The organism is Pseudoalteromonas sp. 0802 (assembly GCF_013350085.1).
Lineage (GTDB): Bacteria > Pseudomonadota > Gammaproteobacteria > Enterobacterales > Alteromonadaceae > Pseudoalteromonas.
This window is the reverse complement of the sequence record NZ_JABVXE010000033.1, coordinates 1-16,643: the sequence shown is the minus strand read 5'-3', so window position 1 is coordinate 16,643 and position 16,643 is coordinate 1. Positions and strand designations below refer to the sequence as shown.

Sequence of the window (16,643 nt, the reverse complement as noted above, 5' to 3'; positions counted from 1 at the left end):
GTTAGCTAAGGCTGGGTTTTTCTAAGTAAATAAATCAACACACAAAAGAGACGTAGAGTAGATTGATGATGTAAGCATCAAAGCTCTCAACTTTTAGATTTCAAGTAATATAAGTTAGTTTGCTACATATATGATGCAAAATTTCAATTTATTGCAGTAACCGTAAATGATATTTCTTTCCTGAACTATCTTCTTTAGAACCGTTTAAAACAAGGTGACTTAACGTTCACAGTTATTCTGTTGCATAAATTATGATGCAACCATTCAACATTTACAGTCGGTTTGACTACATGTTAAACCTGCCGCAATAGCTCTCCAATTCATAAAAACGGGTTTTCTGCGTAGTTATGATGCAGAAAATAGTTAATTTAACCAATGTCATTCAATGACAAGTTTTTGCGTATCTATGATGCAAAAAACAATCTCCCTTCACAGTGTTCCTTGGCAGTTTCGCAACGCAGAAAACTTTTATTTGCGTCTAAATAGAGCAAGCCTTTTTATTGCTCTAGATTTATTTCCCAGTTACACCCTTGAGGTTTAATTCACTTCAACTTTCTGTTCGCCACACTTAAAAACGTGCTTTGGCTAATTTTTTTGAATATACGTTTGAAAATTCGGCTTTAGCTATCTTTTTGCAAAGCATAATTAAGTCTCAATTAAAGTTCGGGGTTAAAGATGCAGTCTACAGAAATAGAAGTGCTGAAATTAGTTTTAGAGGCTATCGAGGATGCTGAAAAACCAATTGTAGAAAGTGCACAAGATATTTGTGATCAACACAAAAAAAGGAGAGTTCTTTTAGATCAAATTCATGGTGAGTCGGGCGATTTTAAAAAATCGACATTACAAGTAAAAGTTAGGCAGCGAAAAAACTCTGAAAAATTTTACATCACTTGGGTTTCTCATGAGTACTCACCTATCAAGAAAATTAATAGGCATTGGGGGAAAGAAATTCCACCAACAAAAAAAGGATATACCGAAAAACAACTGAGTAAAAATTGCGAGGATGGCCACGCAAAAATTAATTGGGAAACTGAAATGCAACTTGCTCCATTAAGGGAGTCACTTGAAGTTTTGCATTCATCCAGAGTTAGTTTGAAAAAGCAGATCTGCAAACTTTCTAAAACACTATTTACCGCTCCAGCTGAGGAAGAAAATCATGATCAATAATGACCAACTAATCCATAAAACATTTGTTACTAATATCCAGTTCAAATCACACACCATCCATAACTTTTGGAAAAACGAAGGTGACCGGACATTAAATATTTATGAACGCATTGGTTCATTATTAATGTTAACCACTACAGAAAATGAGATCTATTCGAAAGTAAGCGCTTGGGAGTCAGAGCTTGCTGATTGGTTTAACCAAGAAATCGAAAGTATACAAAAACAAAAAGAAGCATTTATGGAAAATGCCGGTTTAGAAGAATCACCAGAAGTTATGACACCAAGCTCTTATGAATCAAGCGTACCAGTTTGCTATCCAGTCACTTGGAAGTTACTAAATTTAATTCAAACTTTAGATAATGAAATCGCAGAATTAGAAAATCTTTGGTTAACCGGTTTTGTTACAGATTTAGGTCGTCATGAAAACAGCAATAGAGCGATTGGTCTATTACGAAAATTAGTAGCAAAAATTAGCAACGCTACATCACCTGGTAAAGACAGAAGTGGGGGTCGATTTAAATCCACCCAACTAATTTCGTTAATTCGAGGTGGCCTAGAGTTATATGTAGATAACAGCCTTATTTTAAAACAAAATGAAGAAATTAAAGCCAAAGCTTCAATTAAAAACACAGAAAAAAAGACTGACTCAAAATCCACTTCATTGGATAGCCCTTCTGCAGACTCTAAGAACGAAACCGAACAGCCAAGCAACTCAAAAGTTAACGCAGCTTAAAATGACTAGGCGGGAAACCGCCTAATTTTTCCAGAGAGAAATATGAAGCTTTTACTTATTCCTTTTACTATTTTAATTAAGCTTTTTTTTAAAGTTCAGAAAAAGTATCTAATCGTTCAAAGTGAAAATGCCGCTCGCTTGATGAGAGATGACGCAAAGAAGTGCAATGTAGATCTTGATAGTTCGAATAGCCCAGAGTTAGTTAATCAGATCATTGATGATAATAAATATTTAATTGCTCAAACTCGCTACTGTTTTGGAAATTGCCATGATTGGGAAAAAGAGAACTTAACCTTTCAGGGTCTATTTATAGATACGATTAAAAACTACGCTAGATATTGTGGCAACCTTCCAGCTTCTGAGGGTTATCACCATGCTAAAGAGTTCGGCTTAATTGAACATAGTTTACAAGTAGCTGATTTGGCATTAAGGCAAGCAAAGTCTCAATTCCTCCCTCAAGAATTCCCTCTAGACATCGAGAGACAAAGAACAAAAAGATATCAGTACGCCGCATGGCTTTGCGGCTTAGTGCACGATGCAGGGAAGATGCAAACTGATATGGATATTTACGATAAAAGCAATCCAAATAATATCTGGATTCCAATTATAGAGGACCTTGTTAGTTGGAAAGAAAAAAACAAAATAACAAAAGTTGGCATTAGATGGAGAAAAGACAGAATTCATAAGGGGCATGAAGTTTCTCCGCAACCCATATTTCAACAAATCCTCACACCTGATGCAAAGAGGTACATAGGCACATGCCCTGGCAATTTGCTTGAAGATATAAGCACCACGCTTGCAAACTATCAAGGTATAGATGGCTATTTACATAGAGCTGTTCGCTCAGCTGACTATGTTTCAACTGCGAAAGACATTCAAACAACTTGGGACAATGACCTTGGCGCAAGGAAGTCAGCATTACACGAGAAAATCCTCAAGCTAATGCAAGATAAGGCCAAAGTATGGCTAACAGAAGGTAAAGCTATTGCTATTGATAACGAGATATACCTTCGGTGGCCTGAATGCTTCAATGAGTTAGCAAAGGAAATGCATCAATCAGATCCAACTGTTCCTAACAATCCAAGTCTTTTGCGTGAAAAAATGATGGATAGGGGCATTCTTCGTAAGCAAGAAAAAACTGATTACGCGCTCTTTTTTGAAACTGTTACTAACCTGTCTGAGGGTATTGATTTACTCATCAGTAAAAATCTTAAGGGCGGTATTGGCGTTATTCGTCTGGAGTGGCCTTTATTTTTGCTTAAAGGTGAAGTTATTCCACCAAACCGTTACGGCCTATTAAAACTCGACATGGGGCTAAACGCAGTCATCTACTCAAGTGAGGGTTACCGATACATAAGCGAAGAAAATGTTATTGCTCATGAGGCTGCGGCTCACTTAAAAGCTAATAGTGATTCTCTAGAAATGAAAGTTGAGCATTCGGCAACAAAAAGTCCGCAAAAAAACGGCAAGCCTAATACCAGTAAAGCCAAAGGAGAAGCTACTGCGGAAGAGCCCATTAAGCCTAACAATCCATCTGGAAAAGCAAAAGCAGCTCAAAAGGATAGCCCGAACAAAGATAAACCTAAAAAGGAAAAACCAAAGAACACTAATGGTGAGCTATTTGCTCCAACCAACCAACAAAGCGCAAAGGTACCGGAAAAGCAAAATAACGAAACAACACATAAAAAAACAGCCCCAAAACCTAAAAGTGGTATTAAGGTGACTTCAACGACCAAAGCCATTGAGTTCATAAAGACCTTAGAGCCTATTTTAATCGATGGTCAAAACTACTACCTTGTTGATGATAATTGGAAAGAGAACCTTGACGACAATCTAGAAAACGAACTTGAAAAAGCGGGGCTTATCGAAAGAAAGCCACCAGCATTAATTCGTTACTTCATCATCAATAAGCGTAAATACGTTAAAGCGAAGTCGCTTGAATCAAGTCAAAACCAAAAAGCTGAAAAAAAGCCGAAATCAAATGAAAATCAGGATAGTTCAGATGTAACCGCGGCTGATAATAAATCTCAGAAAGCAAAGTTAGATATTGAATCTCTGCTTGCTATTGGCTTAACCCCTAAGACTGCTGAATTATTATTTGGAAACATTATTCACGAAAAAGTTGAGTTAAGAGACGGCTTTTTAATTGCACCTATAAGAGATAAGAAAACTCTTGTTAATGCCGTCACAAACAGCAAAGCCAGCGAAACAAATATCTTGTCGAGTTCAATCGTACAAGATAAGAATGACATACATATTAAGGTGAAACATGACGCAGGAACGTAGTAACCCATTATTCCACGAAAATTTATACCGCCCTGTATATGAGTTAAATAAGGCTTACGCCTCTTTAGCCGCTGGTGTTGTAACCTTTACTTCAAGCGTTATTGAGAGTGAAGGCCATATCGGTATGGTGGGTTTTGGAATCACTACAATACTCACCGCTCAATGTGGACACTACACTCTAAAGGCAATTCCACTAGTCAAACGCCAGTGCAAAATCTTCTTCAACAAGATTGAATTCGAGGATATAAAAGCAATACGTCAAGAGCACATGGCTAAAGAGAATATCCTAAATCCAAACAATAAAAAGAAGGGAAATAACAAGATATTCATTGGAAATGGATTTGAATGGGGTGTGGAGCATGCAAATCGCTCATATCAAATACAAGGATTATACTCTGACAAACAAGAGGTGAAACTTCCACTATTTCTCAAACCATTCGTTAAAAAATGGCGTAAAGAAACGTTAAAACTTGGTGGTAAGCCATGGATTGATGGTGTCGGGGATGCCGAAAGGCAATACGTAGATGCTGAAACGTTCTTTGGCCACTCTATGATTATGGGCAATGTTGGTACCGGTAAAACAACAATGTTCATTTTGCTTAGCCTCGCGATGATCCACAAAGGCTATACCGTCATTGTATTAGACCCAAAAAACGATTCATCTTGGCGCAAAGCTTTACAAGCGGAAATGGAACATTTTGGTAAGGGCGAGCACTTCCACTACTTTCACCCTTCTAAACCATCTACATCTTGCACAATAGATCCGATTAAAAACTGGAATAGACCGACTGAGATAGCTGAACGTATCGCATCCATTATGGTTGAGTCGGGTAAAGAAGATAGCTTTATTCGATTCAACTGGAACGTCATAAACTCAACAGTTAACGCGATGCTTTATGCGGGCATACAACCACAAATCAAATCGATTGCTCGTTATGTGACAACAGGCAAAACCGCCTTAACTCAAAAGTGCCTTGAAAGACACTACGCTAAATGCTTAGGGGAAGATTGGGAGACTCAACTTAGCGCCAAAATGAGCTCTTTCGGGAAAACTCGTTTAGAGCAAATGCTAAATTACTATCAACAAGTTATATCTCAACAACATCAGTCACCAGAAGTGGATGGCATAATTCAGTTGCTTACGCACAACGCCGAGCATATGCAAAAGATGACAGCTAATTTACTTCCTATTTTTAGCGTCCTTACATCTACACCTATGGATGAGCTTATATCACCAGAAGAAGCGATAGCTGAAAGCTTAGATGCGCGTGATGAGGATACTAGATACGATACAGCTGAAAGTGAAAATACAGATTACACATCAAATCACATTGAAGGTGTATCAAAGAAATCAGGGAAAATAAGAGAGAAAGACAGTCGTTATGTAGACACTTCAGACATCGTTGAAAATGGAGGACTACTTTACATGGCGCTTGATTCTCTCAGCGACACAAAAACAGCTGGTTATTTGAGCAAACTTGTTTTAGCTGACATCGCAGCTGTAGCAGGTTCACGATACAACTTCTCAGAAGGGAGAGGCCGTCGAGTAGCGGTGTTTGTGGATGAAGTACATGCAGCGATTGCTGGGAATGATGCTCTTTTGAATTTATTAGCCCAAGGTCGTGCAGCATTTATGCAAATGTTTATTGCAACCCAAACTAAAGCTGATATTGAAGCTAAAACAGACCCAGCTACTGCAAACCGTGTATTAGGTCTGTGCAACAACTTCTTCTCTATGAGAGCAAACGACACATCAACTCAAGAATATGCTTCCAGCCAATTTGGTGAAGTGCCAATAATCAGCCAACAAATCACTTTAGGTCAAAGTTCAGGGAACACAAATGACATGACTGACTTTGGTTCTTCATACGCTGAGAGGCTTACACAACAAAACGACAAAGCATTTAACGAAAGCCTACTTGGTTCGCTGCCTATTTTACAATATGTAGCACGACTTGCTGACGGCAGAACAATCAAAGCTAAAGTACCGGTAATACAACGATGAGCAGAGAAAAAGTATATAAAATTCAAAGTAGATGCTACAAAAAAAGCAATGTGAATAATTCACTTTCAGAAGATAACAAGCACATATACTCGGTCATCTACAAGAAAGCACCTGCTGTGGAAGAAACACTTCGATATTTGTTAGATTTTATTGGGGATGAATTGAAGCATCCACAACAAGATGTAGATCTATTTAATCACATCATTAACAAAGCTGGTCAGCACTCTCTTGTACATAATTCACATCTGAGCCGAGCAGAGTTTTTTAAAGCCTTTCTCTTCACGGTTACAAGTGAACTTACAGCCGTACTCGATGTTATGGTCTACACAGGGGGGTCGGGCTCGTGTATTGCAGTATGGGACCCACTCTTAGAGACAATCAGCCAGTTTCTCATCACGCACAAGAACTCAGCAATACGCGCTAAACCAAACTTGATTGAAAAAGAGTTAAATCAAGAATCATTACTGATGATACAACACTTTCTACTGAGCAAGATTGTGAAGCGTTCACACCTGTTCTATTTCGGCATTCCTAATTTCGATGAAAGTAAAACCCTTACATTTAAGGAGGCGTTTTCGTCATGATTTATGAGAATGACAGCGAAGACCTGTATAAGGATAAGTCTGGAGAGCAAAATAGAAAAAAAGAATACTCAAAGTTATTCATCTTTATTCTATTTGCGTTGGCAGCACAGATTCTTGCTTTAAACCCCACCAGCTTTAACAGAATGCTAGAAAATGAAGTTAAAGCGAACTACAAGGCCATCGGTGAAAAGAATTGGCTTAACCTTACAGATGCATCGTATAGGCACTACAACACAATCATTGTAAGGTCAGGATTTAAGCAGTATTTCTTAGACAAAGTAAATCGAGATACAGACGATAAAAACCCTTTAGCCAGGCTAACAGCAAAGCTTTTGCCTTTAGTGAAAAGAGTAACAAACAACATACAAACGCTTACATACCAAATCTTACACAGAGCAAACCTTTTAATGATTTGGCTTTATATTTTAGTGCCATTCGCACTTGCACAACTAGTTATTGGTGTTTATAGCTGGAGAATTAGGGCTTATACATTCGGTAACAAAACAAAGACTCGTATGTTAGTTATTAAGAAGCTAATCAAAGGTATTTTAGTAGGTGTCATTGTCTATTTCGCCCTACCCAACTTTTACCCTACAGCTGGGGCATACATACCTTTTATTGCTTTATTATTTGCATCATTCCTAACATCTAGATACATAGCAACACTACAAAAGCATATATAGTTCAAGCAAAATTAAACCTGCACAAAAAAGCTGGCCAAAATTGGCCAGCTAATCTCTGAAATTATATTGCCAACTTAGGAATGCAGCTCATTTGCTGTACTTGAGTAATCTATACCTTTCACAACTACACGAAGTTCAGTTCTATCCTTCATGATTTCGTCAGCTTCACTTTGTAGCCACTCAACCGTTTGGGCTAGTGTCATCATATCACCTGTTTCAGGGTGCCTCCATTTACGGGTTTCTCTCATCATTATCAGCAGACAGCCGACATAACACCGCTCATGATTAAGGTACTGCCCAATTAATTGGTCAATTAAAGCTTTCTTTAATTCAGAGCCAGACCATTTATTACTCTTATCATCAATTTTCAACTCAATAGAAGCGTAACATCTAAAGCTGGTGGCTTGCAGCCTAATATCCGTTCGTTTTTCAGCTATAACAACAGCTTCTTGACTTACAGAATATGCCTCATGATTATTAGCTTCTAGGTAAGCAGATATAAACCTTCTCGCTTCTAGCTCACCCTTTACCTCCCTAAATGTATCGATAATACTAAACTCATCGTTAAGTAGATGGTGTTCGAAGTCATCTAATCGGCTAGTCATTACATTGAATAACCCGTCGTTATCACGAGGGATATACTTGTTTTTATCAACAAGCTCATTATAAGTTCTTACATTCATCGGGGTTTTAGGCTCAGATAGTGAGGCGGCTACATCAATGGCCATTTGGTTCAGCCTACTCTCCAAATGCTTAGCCTGAGGTATTTTTGCTATACCTTTAAGTATTTCAATAGTACGAATGTCATCAACTTTTGAAATACACTGCAATAAATAGCTACGCGCATATTCCGCATCATCTCTCATATCGGGTCTATAACTTCCCCCTTCCCTTACATGGTCATCCTTTGGATCTACAACCTCATAGCAGCGATTCAATAAACTATTAAGGATTTCAAGCCTCAAATGTTCTTCTATATCTTCAAAAGTAGGGGGTAAGCTATGATGGCGATCACCAAAGACATTAGCGAATAAAGATATTCCTTTTTGAGTAAGCTCATCCGTCGATAAGTCATCTGTGAGCCTGATAATCAATTCACTGGCCCCGATGATATCCAAGTGCGCAAATAGTTTTACCCATTCGATCAAATCGGCATTATCAATTTTTCTATTTTTTAAGTGCTCTTCCAATAAACTTGCAAAAATATCCATTGAGTCACCAACAGTCACCGTTGATGCTAACTGGAAAATATACTTAATATCGGTATTCGGGCCCTCAGATAAAATAGCTCTGATATCCTCGATTCGATTTAAAGCGGCTTCAATGAGAGTTTTTTTGATCAACTCAGATTGGGAGTAAGTCATTCTAGAAAATAGAGGGGCACTTTTTATCTGTGAGAACCCATCTAATTGTGACATAACTTCTTTAGTAAGAGCTTCCTTGACTGCGCCAGGTTGAGCAGCTATCAATTTAGGTAAATAGTCTGCAAAGCCGTTCAATTCAAGTAGTGAAATGCGAACAGCTTTCACAGCCTCATCATGTGATAATTGGTTTTCCCAACCTTCCGTTTCAGCTGAGCACTTTACAGCTGATAATGACATTAAGCTTATATGTGAGTATGTGTTTTTTTCTTCTACTAGCTTTTCACTGAATAGCTTTATGTCAGTGTTTTTCCAATACTGAGATAGCTTAATCCTTATCGCATCTAAAAAATCTTTTGAGAATATTCGCTCTATTGCTTCCGAATCCCAACAACCCCATTTCATATAGTTGGATTTAGATTGCCTCAGCATTTTAAAAATATTAAAAAAAGTGTTTTCAAACTTCTCTTCATCTAATTCAAAAGTCGGGCTGTTTAAAACTTGCTTTCTCCATTCAGTCCAGCCTTTCACTCTTTCTTCTTCTTTTACTTTTGCTTCTTCACGACGCTGCTTTAATTCACGTTCATATTCATCGGGCTCGATTGGAACTGGATATAATTTACTGTGTAAATATGGGTAATATTCACAATCTTCAGAAATGAGTTCTTTTAATGTGTCTTCAAGCTTTGGTAGTTTCAGAGTAGTTACTAACTGCAGTAATCTAAATAAGGAAGCTTCCCTTTTATCTTTTGACTTGCTGTTTTTAAATGCATCTAATAGCCAAGGAATATCATTCTTGTCATATGGCTTAAGTAAATTAGTGTGATCGATATGACAATCACTAATCAGAAGGTCTTTTTCACCTTCAAGCGCTTTCACTAACTTAAGACAAGCCCAATAATACGCTTCTCTATGTACAAGTGATGTTTTTAGAATGCCTTTTAACTCTTCGAATTCATCCCTAGCAATAATACTTTCTTGATACTCTGAAAAGTGAAAGGCTACCGCCAGTGACCATGCCCAGTCTTCAAACTCTTCCTTCGAATACAGAACCGTCTTTGAACAGGAGCAATAAACAGCATCAGCAAAGTGCTGATATTTTGAATCCGCTCGAAATATGCGTGATTCCTCAGTTCTATTCTCCCAAATTATTTGGGCAAAACTATCTCGAATAGTTGCTACCGACTTCAAATCTATTGCTTTAGACTCTACACATTTATACAGCTCATAACCTAACCCATGCACATTATTAGATACTTCTTCTAACTCTTGCGCCAAGGCTATAAACTCATCCAAGGTAATTGATTCAGGTAATAATTTAGATATCAATTGGCGTCTAAGTCTTTGCGGCCATTCGTCGCTAAGTACAAATTTCCCGAGTTCTTTCTTATCTTCGACACTACCAAATTCTAGAATAGTCCAAGCAGCATAAACTCTATGTGCCATATTCAGATCACAATCGTGAAGAGCCTGTTTAGCTAAATCGGTGCAATTAACTAATGGTGTAAAATAGATCAATTCAATCAGAAGCTCGCGGGTTTCATAGCCTTGATATGCTTCATCCCAACATTCTCTGATTACGCCAGACAATTCTGGAGATGCAATTTTTTGAAGCTCTCGTTGCCCAATACCAACACCTGACCAGCCACAGTTTTGAGAATACTTATTAACAAAGCAACGGATTAGCTCTGCACGTTGTTCAATATCTAATAAGGCAGGCATGCCCTGTCTGAACATTAACGCTGGGGAGCGCGTCTTTACTTCATTAAAAATGTCTCTATTCCATAAGGCCATCCAAGCAGTAATAGGCTCCATACTAGGTATTAAAACTTTTTCACCACCAATTTCAGCAAACAGAAAGTTAAACAAATCATTCGTTTTTAAACCGTTTTCTTTAAGCTTTTTGAGCTGCTTCGCTGCTAGATACTCCTGCGAAGCGCGATGATGAAACCTATATTGCTTAACTCCCGTAATAGTGAATATTGGTTTTCTAATTAGCTCATCTAATTCAGTAGGGCTAAAATCAGTTAGGATCTCACTGATACTCACTAAGTGAGGTTTACCTGGCGTAGCTTCTAAGCTTATAGATCTCCTTTGCATCATAAACAGCGCAAAGGCTATACGCTCTAAGGCTTCCAACGCCCTTGTTTCACTAAGCAATCCCCCACGGAGTAATGAACGCTCTTTCAGCTTTTGCGAAATACCATAATCAAGTTGTTCCTGTAAGTCACCTAACTTCCCATCAGTTAATAACTGGTCCAAAGCTGACAAAATGTCATAAGGCAAGCGATATAAGTGCCACAACTCTTTTGCATTTAAATAATTTATAAACTCTTCGGAGTGTTCGGGGGCATAACTATTGGCAAATCGCTCTATGTCGCCGTTGTTGAAGGATAACAATGAGTAGATTTTAATCGTATCTTCACTACTAACAGCTTCACTACTAGCTTCTTCACTGTATTCTTGCGTGCTGGTGGGTTTTTCATTTGAAATTAATTTTATTAGTTCTTCTTCCCCATCTACAAACTCTTCTGTTTCTTCTTCATCCGTATTTCGATTGGCCACCAGCGTTCTGAGTGCAACTATATCAATCTCCTCTTTCCAATCATTGGGCCTACATGAAATATAAAACTTTGCTTGAGGTAGTGCCGCTATGCCAATTGCTTTTTTTATTTTTATAAGAGCACTACGTAGCTTCCCACTCCTAAGTTTTAACTCATCAACAGCATCTAAAAAAAAGTAAGCCTCTTGATCTGAACTCTTTTGCCACTCTTCGAAACGTAGCTCATCGTCTTCTGTGATGACCTCAAAAAAATCAGAATCCTGTAATTGCTCTAAGGCTACAAAGAATGAGTACTTGTTTTGTTCTTTTAAGAGAGCATCTTGCTTTTGAAACTCATATGTTTTGCCGCACTTCCCTTCGCCAAGGATAACTACGCATTGACAATCATCTAGCTCTGCCCAAGATTTAGCGTCGTACCGGCCATCCGGTAATAAATAAGCATCATCTTTATTCAACTCATCCTGCGTCACTTCTGCAAATAGACGATTAATATCTACACCTACCATTAATTTATCCCTAATTTCATTCTTATAATTTAATACTCTCAAATAACCTGTAATTGTCTAGTTAATGAGCCTAAATAGCTTTAACTGGCAAGTGCACATAAGCGATTACACTGAGCGCCATCGAATTAATTATCACCCAAATATCTAATTCCCCAATTTTTATTCAAATTTAAATAAAAATCCGGCTTTATGCTGTTTTTAAGAGTTTAAGATTAATTCGACTTTAACGTTGAACATTAACTCTTAAGAGGTTTAAAAATGGAACTAACCAACCAATCACACATTGTTGAAGCACCAACAATCACCAAAAAAATGTCTACAGCTAAAAAAGCTACCATCGCACTGATGGTAATCTCTTTAGCTCTATTAATTTCACAAGGCGTAATGGCTGCAGCCCCAACTTCTGGTGACTTCCTATACGGAGTTTACAATGAAGTAGTTGGCTGGTTAACCGGCGCACCTGGCATCATCATTTCAATTTTCACATTTGGCTTTGCTGCTTTCCAAGGCATTATGAAGCAGAACTATGCTACTTGTGTGGGTGCATTCCTTATCGCACTGCTATTTGCAAATGCACAAGATGCTGTTGAGTACTTCCTAACTGCTTCAGTTGGAGTGCTTTAAACCATGGAAACGCCCAATCGCTACCGCTGCAAGACCCACATCAACCAACCGCTATTAATCTTGTTTGTATTTACTAAAGAACAAGTAATACCGTTGATGGCCGCAGTAGCGATTGGCATGGTGACAAAACAGACCTTTATCCTTGTATGCCTAGCCATGGCATACATTTATATCTCTCAAAAGGTTAAAGGCCGATTCCCTAAAGCCTATGTTAAACACAAGCTTTGGTCTTATGGGTTCATCTTAACCAATCAAAGCAAATCAATTGCAGATCCAGTTAAACGTACATACCACCGCTAAGGCAAGAAAATGCTTGATGATAAATCCGCTTCAGTTCGAAGCTTCAAATCGATGGTTGCATCTAACAACATAAGCCGAGTAGCTAACCTATTTTTATCCATTACAGTTGCTCTAAGCGCTTTAACACTGTTTTTCAAAGACAGTGAAGTCGTTGTTATCCCAGAACAGAATTACTTTGGTGAGCTTACAATTCAAGGCGATAAAGCTAACCAGAATTACCAACAAGCATGGGCCTACAGCGTTTCTACTCTAATAGGCAACATTAACTCGCAAAACATCGACTTTGTAAAAAAGATAATGATGAAAATGTTATCTCCACAACTACAAGTTGAAATCGAGCCAATGCTAGATAAGCAAGCTGAAATGATAAAAATGCGTGATATACGACAAGTTTTTATTGCCGACGACCTAATTCATGAGCCTGAAACTGATTTAATCACCATTTGGGGCCAAAAAATCACTTTCATTGGTGGAGAACCCAAAGCAGATACGAAGTGGAGCTACGAATTTAAGATCACCGCAAGAAATGGAAGACCTAAAATCACCCACTTAGATCAATATCCGGGCACCCCAAGAAAGCGAAAACAAGCGATGGAAGCGCGTGGCGATGCTGAACCGGGAACTTTAGAGTCGCAACCTTACTATGACAGTGAACTGGAGATAGGGGTGCTAGAAGCTGCAAAAGATCTGAAAGTGAAAGAACAACAGGAGAGCAACTAGATGAAAATGAAATCAATACTTTTAGCCATTGGTTGTGCGTCTAGTACATTCACCTTCGCTAATGATGCAACTGAAAATCCAAGTGATACATTCAAGCTACCAACAGAGGTAGTAAATGAACAACCTATTCCGGTTACAAAGCAAGCTATATTCGAAGCGGCAAAAAACGGTATTAAATTAGATAGTCGAAGCGAGCCTGTAATGAAAACAGTCTCCCCTCAAGATGAAATCAATCAAATTGCCGATAACGTAAAACCAAACGGAATGATGAATGAAGCTGATTTTGACCAGTACCAGCAGCCACAAACTGCACAGTCAATTCGTTCAGGTAATGGGTACTCATTCCTAGATATCGTTAAATCAAAATACAAGCCAACCCAAAACCTTAGAAATCTTGAACCGGGCGCTAATATCGCTGTACCTGTAGCTGTCGGCTTGACGAATCCAATCATAACTAATTTTAAGATGGTTGCTGCTAGAACCCATGACGAAGAATCAGTCATTGAATTAGAAGATGGCCGTTTATACATCACTTTAAACTCACTTAAGCCTGTTGCTTTAATGTTGTTTGAAGAAGGTGTTCCAGAGTCAATGATTAACCTTACATTGGTACCAATGGAAGCGATGCCGGTTGTTGTAAATGTCGATGTGAATCTTTCAAAAACGATGCAATACAAAGGCGCAAACCACAGAGCGGAAATAAAAGAGCAAGAAGCTTTAGCTGAAGCGTCTTTAACTGAAGGCCACGTCGCAAATGTTGAAACAGATCGAGTAGCGCGTATTAAGCAAATTCTAAAACCTGTTGGTAAAGGTGAAATACCACAAGGTTTTTCACTTTCTCATGATGTATCAAAAGCGATGCACCAACCTTGCGGATTAACCATTAGTCAGCAAGTACTACAGCGAATTGTCGGTCCAAGAGAAGTTGTTGATGTAGTCAGAGTCCAAAATACAACTACACGCCCCTATACAATTCGTGAACAAATGTGCGAGTCACGTGATGTTATGGCCGTTGCCATTTACAACAAATCACTACTTCAACCTGGCGAAGCAACAGAAGTTTATATCCTGCGAGACAAATTGCGCCAAAGCATTGTTAACACTAACTCTAAACGTCCTCGTGTAATCAACTAAGGCTGGTGGAAATGAGCATTAAAAAACAATGGGAAAATCCCAAAGTTAGAAAGTTTGCAGCAATACTGGTGATTATTCCTATTGCGTTCTTTGGTTATAAGTCGATGTCTTCTAATGATAATAAAACCAGTTTGCAGGACAGAATTGCAGCAAGACAAGCTGAAGACCGCCTTGATGGAAAGGGTAAAGTACGCGGGCTATTTGATTCAGAAAGCATTGCTAACATCGATAAAAACGAATTCGACGAAATCTATGATAAGTCTGTAGACTCAATTCGCAGAAAAGAACGTGAGGTATATACAGAAAAAGAGCGTGTACTTGAGATGGTTCAGCAACAGCAGCAAAGCATTGATGACCTGACGCTAAAATTGAAAGATTACGAGCGCCAACTGGAAGTGCGCGATAGAGCATATGCAAACACCCAACATAATAGACAATCAAATGGTGGCTCACGCTCAAATTACAACACTTCATACTCTGGTGCAGAGCAAGGGCAACAAGCTATAGCTGATGCACCACAACAGTACGATGAGAGGGTCTTTGACAGAACCCCTACTCAGCTTGTTACTGCAAAACCATACATCGAAGGCCGTGTAATTAGAACTATTACCCAACGCAGCGTTCGAAGTATTAAGAGTTCGGGTGTTGTTGAAGAAAAGCAGCAAAAAGATTTGTTGATCACACAACAAAGTCTAAAACCTGAAAAAGAGGTCCAAAAGAAAAGCGATCCAAATGAAGGTGGACTAATTGATTCTGACGAGGGTGTTGTTTACTTGCCTGCAGGCTCATTTTTCTCTGGTGTTTTACTTACTGGTTTGGATGCTCCAACACAGCTTGCAGCCAAGTCTTCTCCTATGCCGGTTGTAATCCGAGTTAAAAAAGAAGCTATCTTACCTAACCATTTCACTTTAGATATTCGCGAGTGTCACGTTATTGGCCAAGCAATCGGGGATTTATCAAGCGAAAGAGCGCATATCCGAGCACAATCAATTACATGTGTACGTAATGACGGTAAGAGTGTTGAAAGCGCGATTCAAGCGAATGCAGTTTCTGACTTTGATGGCAAACTTGGTATAGCCGGCAGACTTGTAAGCAAAAATGGCAACCTCTTAGAAGGCTCTATGGCAGCTGGATTTATGAGTGGCATTTCTAAAGCTGTTGCACCTCAACGAACTACATCAATCAATACGTCTGGTGGTGATAGAGCGGTATGGGAATCAGTAGACTTAGGCTCCGTTGCTTCCGCTGGTGTGTTCCAAGGCTCAGCTGATGCTATGGATAGACTAGCTGAATACTACATCGCTTTAGCAGAACAGATTCACCCTGTAATTGAGATATCACCGGGACGTTCAATTACATTCGCTGTGCTATCTGGCACTAAACTCAAATTAGGTGATTAAACAATGAATGACTATATAAAAATGATTCTAATAAGCCTAGTTATGTCAGCCTTAGCATTTTCCGCCGGTGTATCTTACACAAAAGCAGTAAGCGAAAAATCGATGATTGAGATAACTGATTTACTTGCAGGTTATGCGAAAGTTCAAACGTTTAATCCAGAAGAGATTTCAAAGCGCATTACATCAGAGGGGGCTACACCTGCAGAGCTGGCATCTTATATCGAGCGTTATATTAAACTCCATCAGCTCAAAGGGGTAATGCTTATTGATGAAAGTTATGTAGTTGCAAAGCCTAATTTCTCATCATCTGCTACGCTTACTATGAGCGAGCTAAATAACCTTAGTGAAAAGTACAATATTAAAACTGAAATAGATTATGGCTCACTCCTTAGTGAATTCAATAAAACAATTAAAAGCGCCAAGAATTACACAAATTAGATCCCAACTAAAAACCGCCTCATCATTTTGTAGGCGGTTTTTTTTGATCTATGTCCTATTTTTGATATCAAATTCCTTGAATTTACATCAGGTATTCATTAACTGAGAGAGCAATTAAAAAACAACGCGATAGCTTACT

At 38.6% G+C, this 16,643-nt stretch carries 13 protein-coding genes; 12 read left to right on the top strand and 1 reads right to left on the bottom strand.

Annotation, left to right across the window (positions count from 1 at the left end; all coding sequences use genetic code 11):
• The first annotated feature begins 675 nt into the window (after positions 1-675).
• Genes mobI through HUS61_RS20380 form a run of 6 tightly spaced genes read left to right on the top strand, consistent with a single transcriptional unit; the run spans position 676 to position 7,458 of the window.
• Positions 676-1,167 (top strand): conjugative transfer protein MobI(A/C), encoded by a 492-nt coding sequence (mobI, locus tag HUS61_RS20405; protein ID WP_175083567.1) that lies wholly within the window; start codon positions 676-678, stop codon positions 1,165-1,167.
• The gene (locus HUS61_RS20400; RefSeq protein ID WP_175083566.1) at positions 1,157-1,900 is read left to right on the top strand and encodes a hypothetical protein; all 744 of its coding nucleotides are present in this window, start codon (positions 1,157-1,159) and stop codon (positions 1,898-1,900) included. The genes mobI and HUS61_RS20400 overlap by 11 nt, the downstream gene beginning before the upstream one ends.
• 42 nt (positions 1,901-1,942) lie before the next feature.
• The gene (gene mobH / locus HUS61_RS20395) at positions 1,943-4,186 is read left to right on the top strand and encodes a MobH family relaxase (RefSeq protein ID WP_175083565.1); all 2,244 of its coding nucleotides are present in this window, start codon (positions 1,943-1,945) and stop codon (positions 4,184-4,186) included.
• On the top strand, positions 4,170-6,191 hold the full coding sequence (locus HUS61_RS20390) for a type IV secretion system DNA-binding domain-containing protein (protein ID WP_175083564.1): 2,022 nt from the start codon (positions 4,170-4,172) through the stop codon (positions 6,189-6,191). Before mobH ends, HUS61_RS20390 begins: the two co-directional genes overlap by 17 nt.
• On the top strand, positions 6,188-6,775 hold the full coding sequence (locus HUS61_RS20385; protein ID WP_175083563.1) for a hypothetical protein: 588 nt from the start codon (positions 6,188-6,190) through the stop codon (positions 6,773-6,775). Before HUS61_RS20390 ends, HUS61_RS20385 begins: the two co-directional genes overlap by 4 nt.
• Positions 6,772-7,458, top strand: coding sequence for a DUF4400 domain-containing protein (locus HUS61_RS20380; protein WP_175083562.1), 687 nt, complete (start codon positions 6,772-6,774; stop codon positions 7,456-7,458). Before HUS61_RS20385 ends, HUS61_RS20380 begins: the two co-directional genes overlap by 4 nt.
• Positions 7,459-7,532: 74 nt before the next feature.
• Here the strand turns inward: HUS61_RS20380 and HUS61_RS20375 are convergent, their stop codons facing one another.
• A complete protein-coding gene (locus HUS61_RS20375) occupies positions 7,533-11,888 on the bottom strand; it encodes a hypothetical protein (protein WP_175083561.1) in 4,356 nt (1,451 codons plus the stop codon).
• A 258-nt stretch (positions 11,889-12,146) separates the two neighbouring features.
• Here HUS61_RS20375 and HUS61_RS20370 point away from each other — a divergent pair, with 258 nt between their 5' ends.
• From HUS61_RS20370 to HUS61_RS20345, 6 genes are read left to right on the top strand one after another with little or no spacing between them, the layout of a single operon-like run.
• Positions 12,147-12,512 carry a hypothetical protein gene (locus HUS61_RS20370; RefSeq protein WP_175081167.1) on the top strand — a complete coding sequence of 122 codons (366 nt, stop codon included), beginning with the start codon at positions 12,147-12,149 and terminating at the stop codon, positions 12,510-12,512.
• Between the two features lie 3 nt (positions 12,513-12,515).
• Positions 12,516-12,812, top strand: coding sequence for a type IV conjugative transfer system protein TraL (locus HUS61_RS20365; RefSeq protein ID WP_036973922.1), 297 nt, complete (start codon positions 12,516-12,518; stop codon positions 12,810-12,812).
• A gap of 9 nt (positions 12,813-12,821) precedes the next feature.
• Positions 12,822-13,532, top strand: a complete 711-nt coding sequence (locus HUS61_RS20360; protein WP_118845377.1) for a TraE/TraK family type IV conjugative transfer system protein — start codon at positions 12,822-12,824, stop codon at positions 13,530-13,532.
• Positions 13,533-14,666, top strand: coding sequence for a type-F conjugative transfer system secretin TraK (locus HUS61_RS20355; RefSeq protein WP_138601330.1), 1,134 nt, complete (start codon positions 13,533-13,535; stop codon positions 14,664-14,666). It begins immediately after the preceding gene.
• A gap of 11 nt (positions 14,667-14,677) precedes the next feature.
• Positions 14,678-16,066 carry a TraB/VirB10 family protein gene (locus HUS61_RS20350; protein WP_138601333.1) on the top strand — a complete coding sequence of 463 codons (1,389 nt, stop codon included), beginning with the start codon at positions 14,678-14,680 and terminating at the stop codon, positions 16,064-16,066.
• A gap of 3 nt (positions 16,067-16,069) precedes the next feature.
• Positions 16,070-16,504: a hypothetical protein gene (locus HUS61_RS20345; RefSeq protein ID WP_055022199.1), complete on the top strand. Its 435-nt coding sequence runs from the start codon at positions 16,070-16,072 to the stop codon at positions 16,502-16,504.
• Positions 16,505-16,643 lie beyond the last annotated feature (139 nt).

What these genes read in the sequence shown, in the direction of transcription:
- mobI (WP_175083567.1), top strand. Translation starts at nt 676, where the DNA reads ATGCAGTCTACAGAAATAGAAGTGCTGAAATTAGTTTTAGAGGCTATC.
- HUS61_RS20400 (WP_175083566.1), top strand. Translation starts at nt 1,157, where the DNA reads ATGATCAATAATGACCAACTAATCCATAAAACATTTGTTACTAATATC.
- mobH (WP_175083565.1), top strand. Translation starts at nt 1,943, where the DNA reads ATGAAGCTTTTACTTATTCCTTTTACTATTTTAATTAAGCTTTTTTTT.
- HUS61_RS20390 (WP_175083564.1), top strand. Translation starts at nt 4,170, where the DNA reads ATGACGCAGGAACGTAGTAACCCATTATTCCACGAAAATTTATACCGC.
- HUS61_RS20385 (WP_175083563.1), top strand. Translation starts at nt 6,188, where the DNA reads ATGAGCAGAGAAAAAGTATATAAAATTCAAAGTAGATGCTACAAAAAA.
- HUS61_RS20380 (WP_175083562.1), top strand. Translation starts at nt 6,772, where the DNA reads ATGATTTATGAGAATGACAGCGAAGACCTGTATAAGGATAAGTCTGGA.
- HUS61_RS20375 (WP_175083561.1), bottom strand. Translation starts at nt 11,888, where the DNA reads ATGGTAGGTGTAGATATTAATCGTCTATTTGCAGAAGTGACGCAGGAT.
- HUS61_RS20370 (WP_175081167.1), top strand. Translation starts at nt 12,147, where the DNA reads ATGGAACTAACCAACCAATCACACATTGTTGAAGCACCAACAATCACC.
- HUS61_RS20365 (WP_036973922.1), top strand. Translation starts at nt 12,516, where the DNA reads ATGGAAACGCCCAATCGCTACCGCTGCAAGACCCACATCAACCAACCG.
- HUS61_RS20360 (WP_118845377.1), top strand. Translation starts at nt 12,822, where the DNA reads ATGCTTGATGATAAATCCGCTTCAGTTCGAAGCTTCAAATCGATGGTT.
- HUS61_RS20355 (WP_138601330.1), top strand. Translation starts at nt 13,533, where the DNA reads ATGAAAATGAAATCAATACTTTTAGCCATTGGTTGTGCGTCTAGTACA.
- HUS61_RS20350 (WP_138601333.1), top strand. Translation starts at nt 14,678, where the DNA reads ATGAGCATTAAAAAACAATGGGAAAATCCCAAAGTTAGAAAGTTTGCA.
- HUS61_RS20345 (WP_055022199.1), top strand. Translation starts at nt 16,070, where the DNA reads ATGAATGACTATATAAAAATGATTCTAATAAGCCTAGTTATGTCAGCC.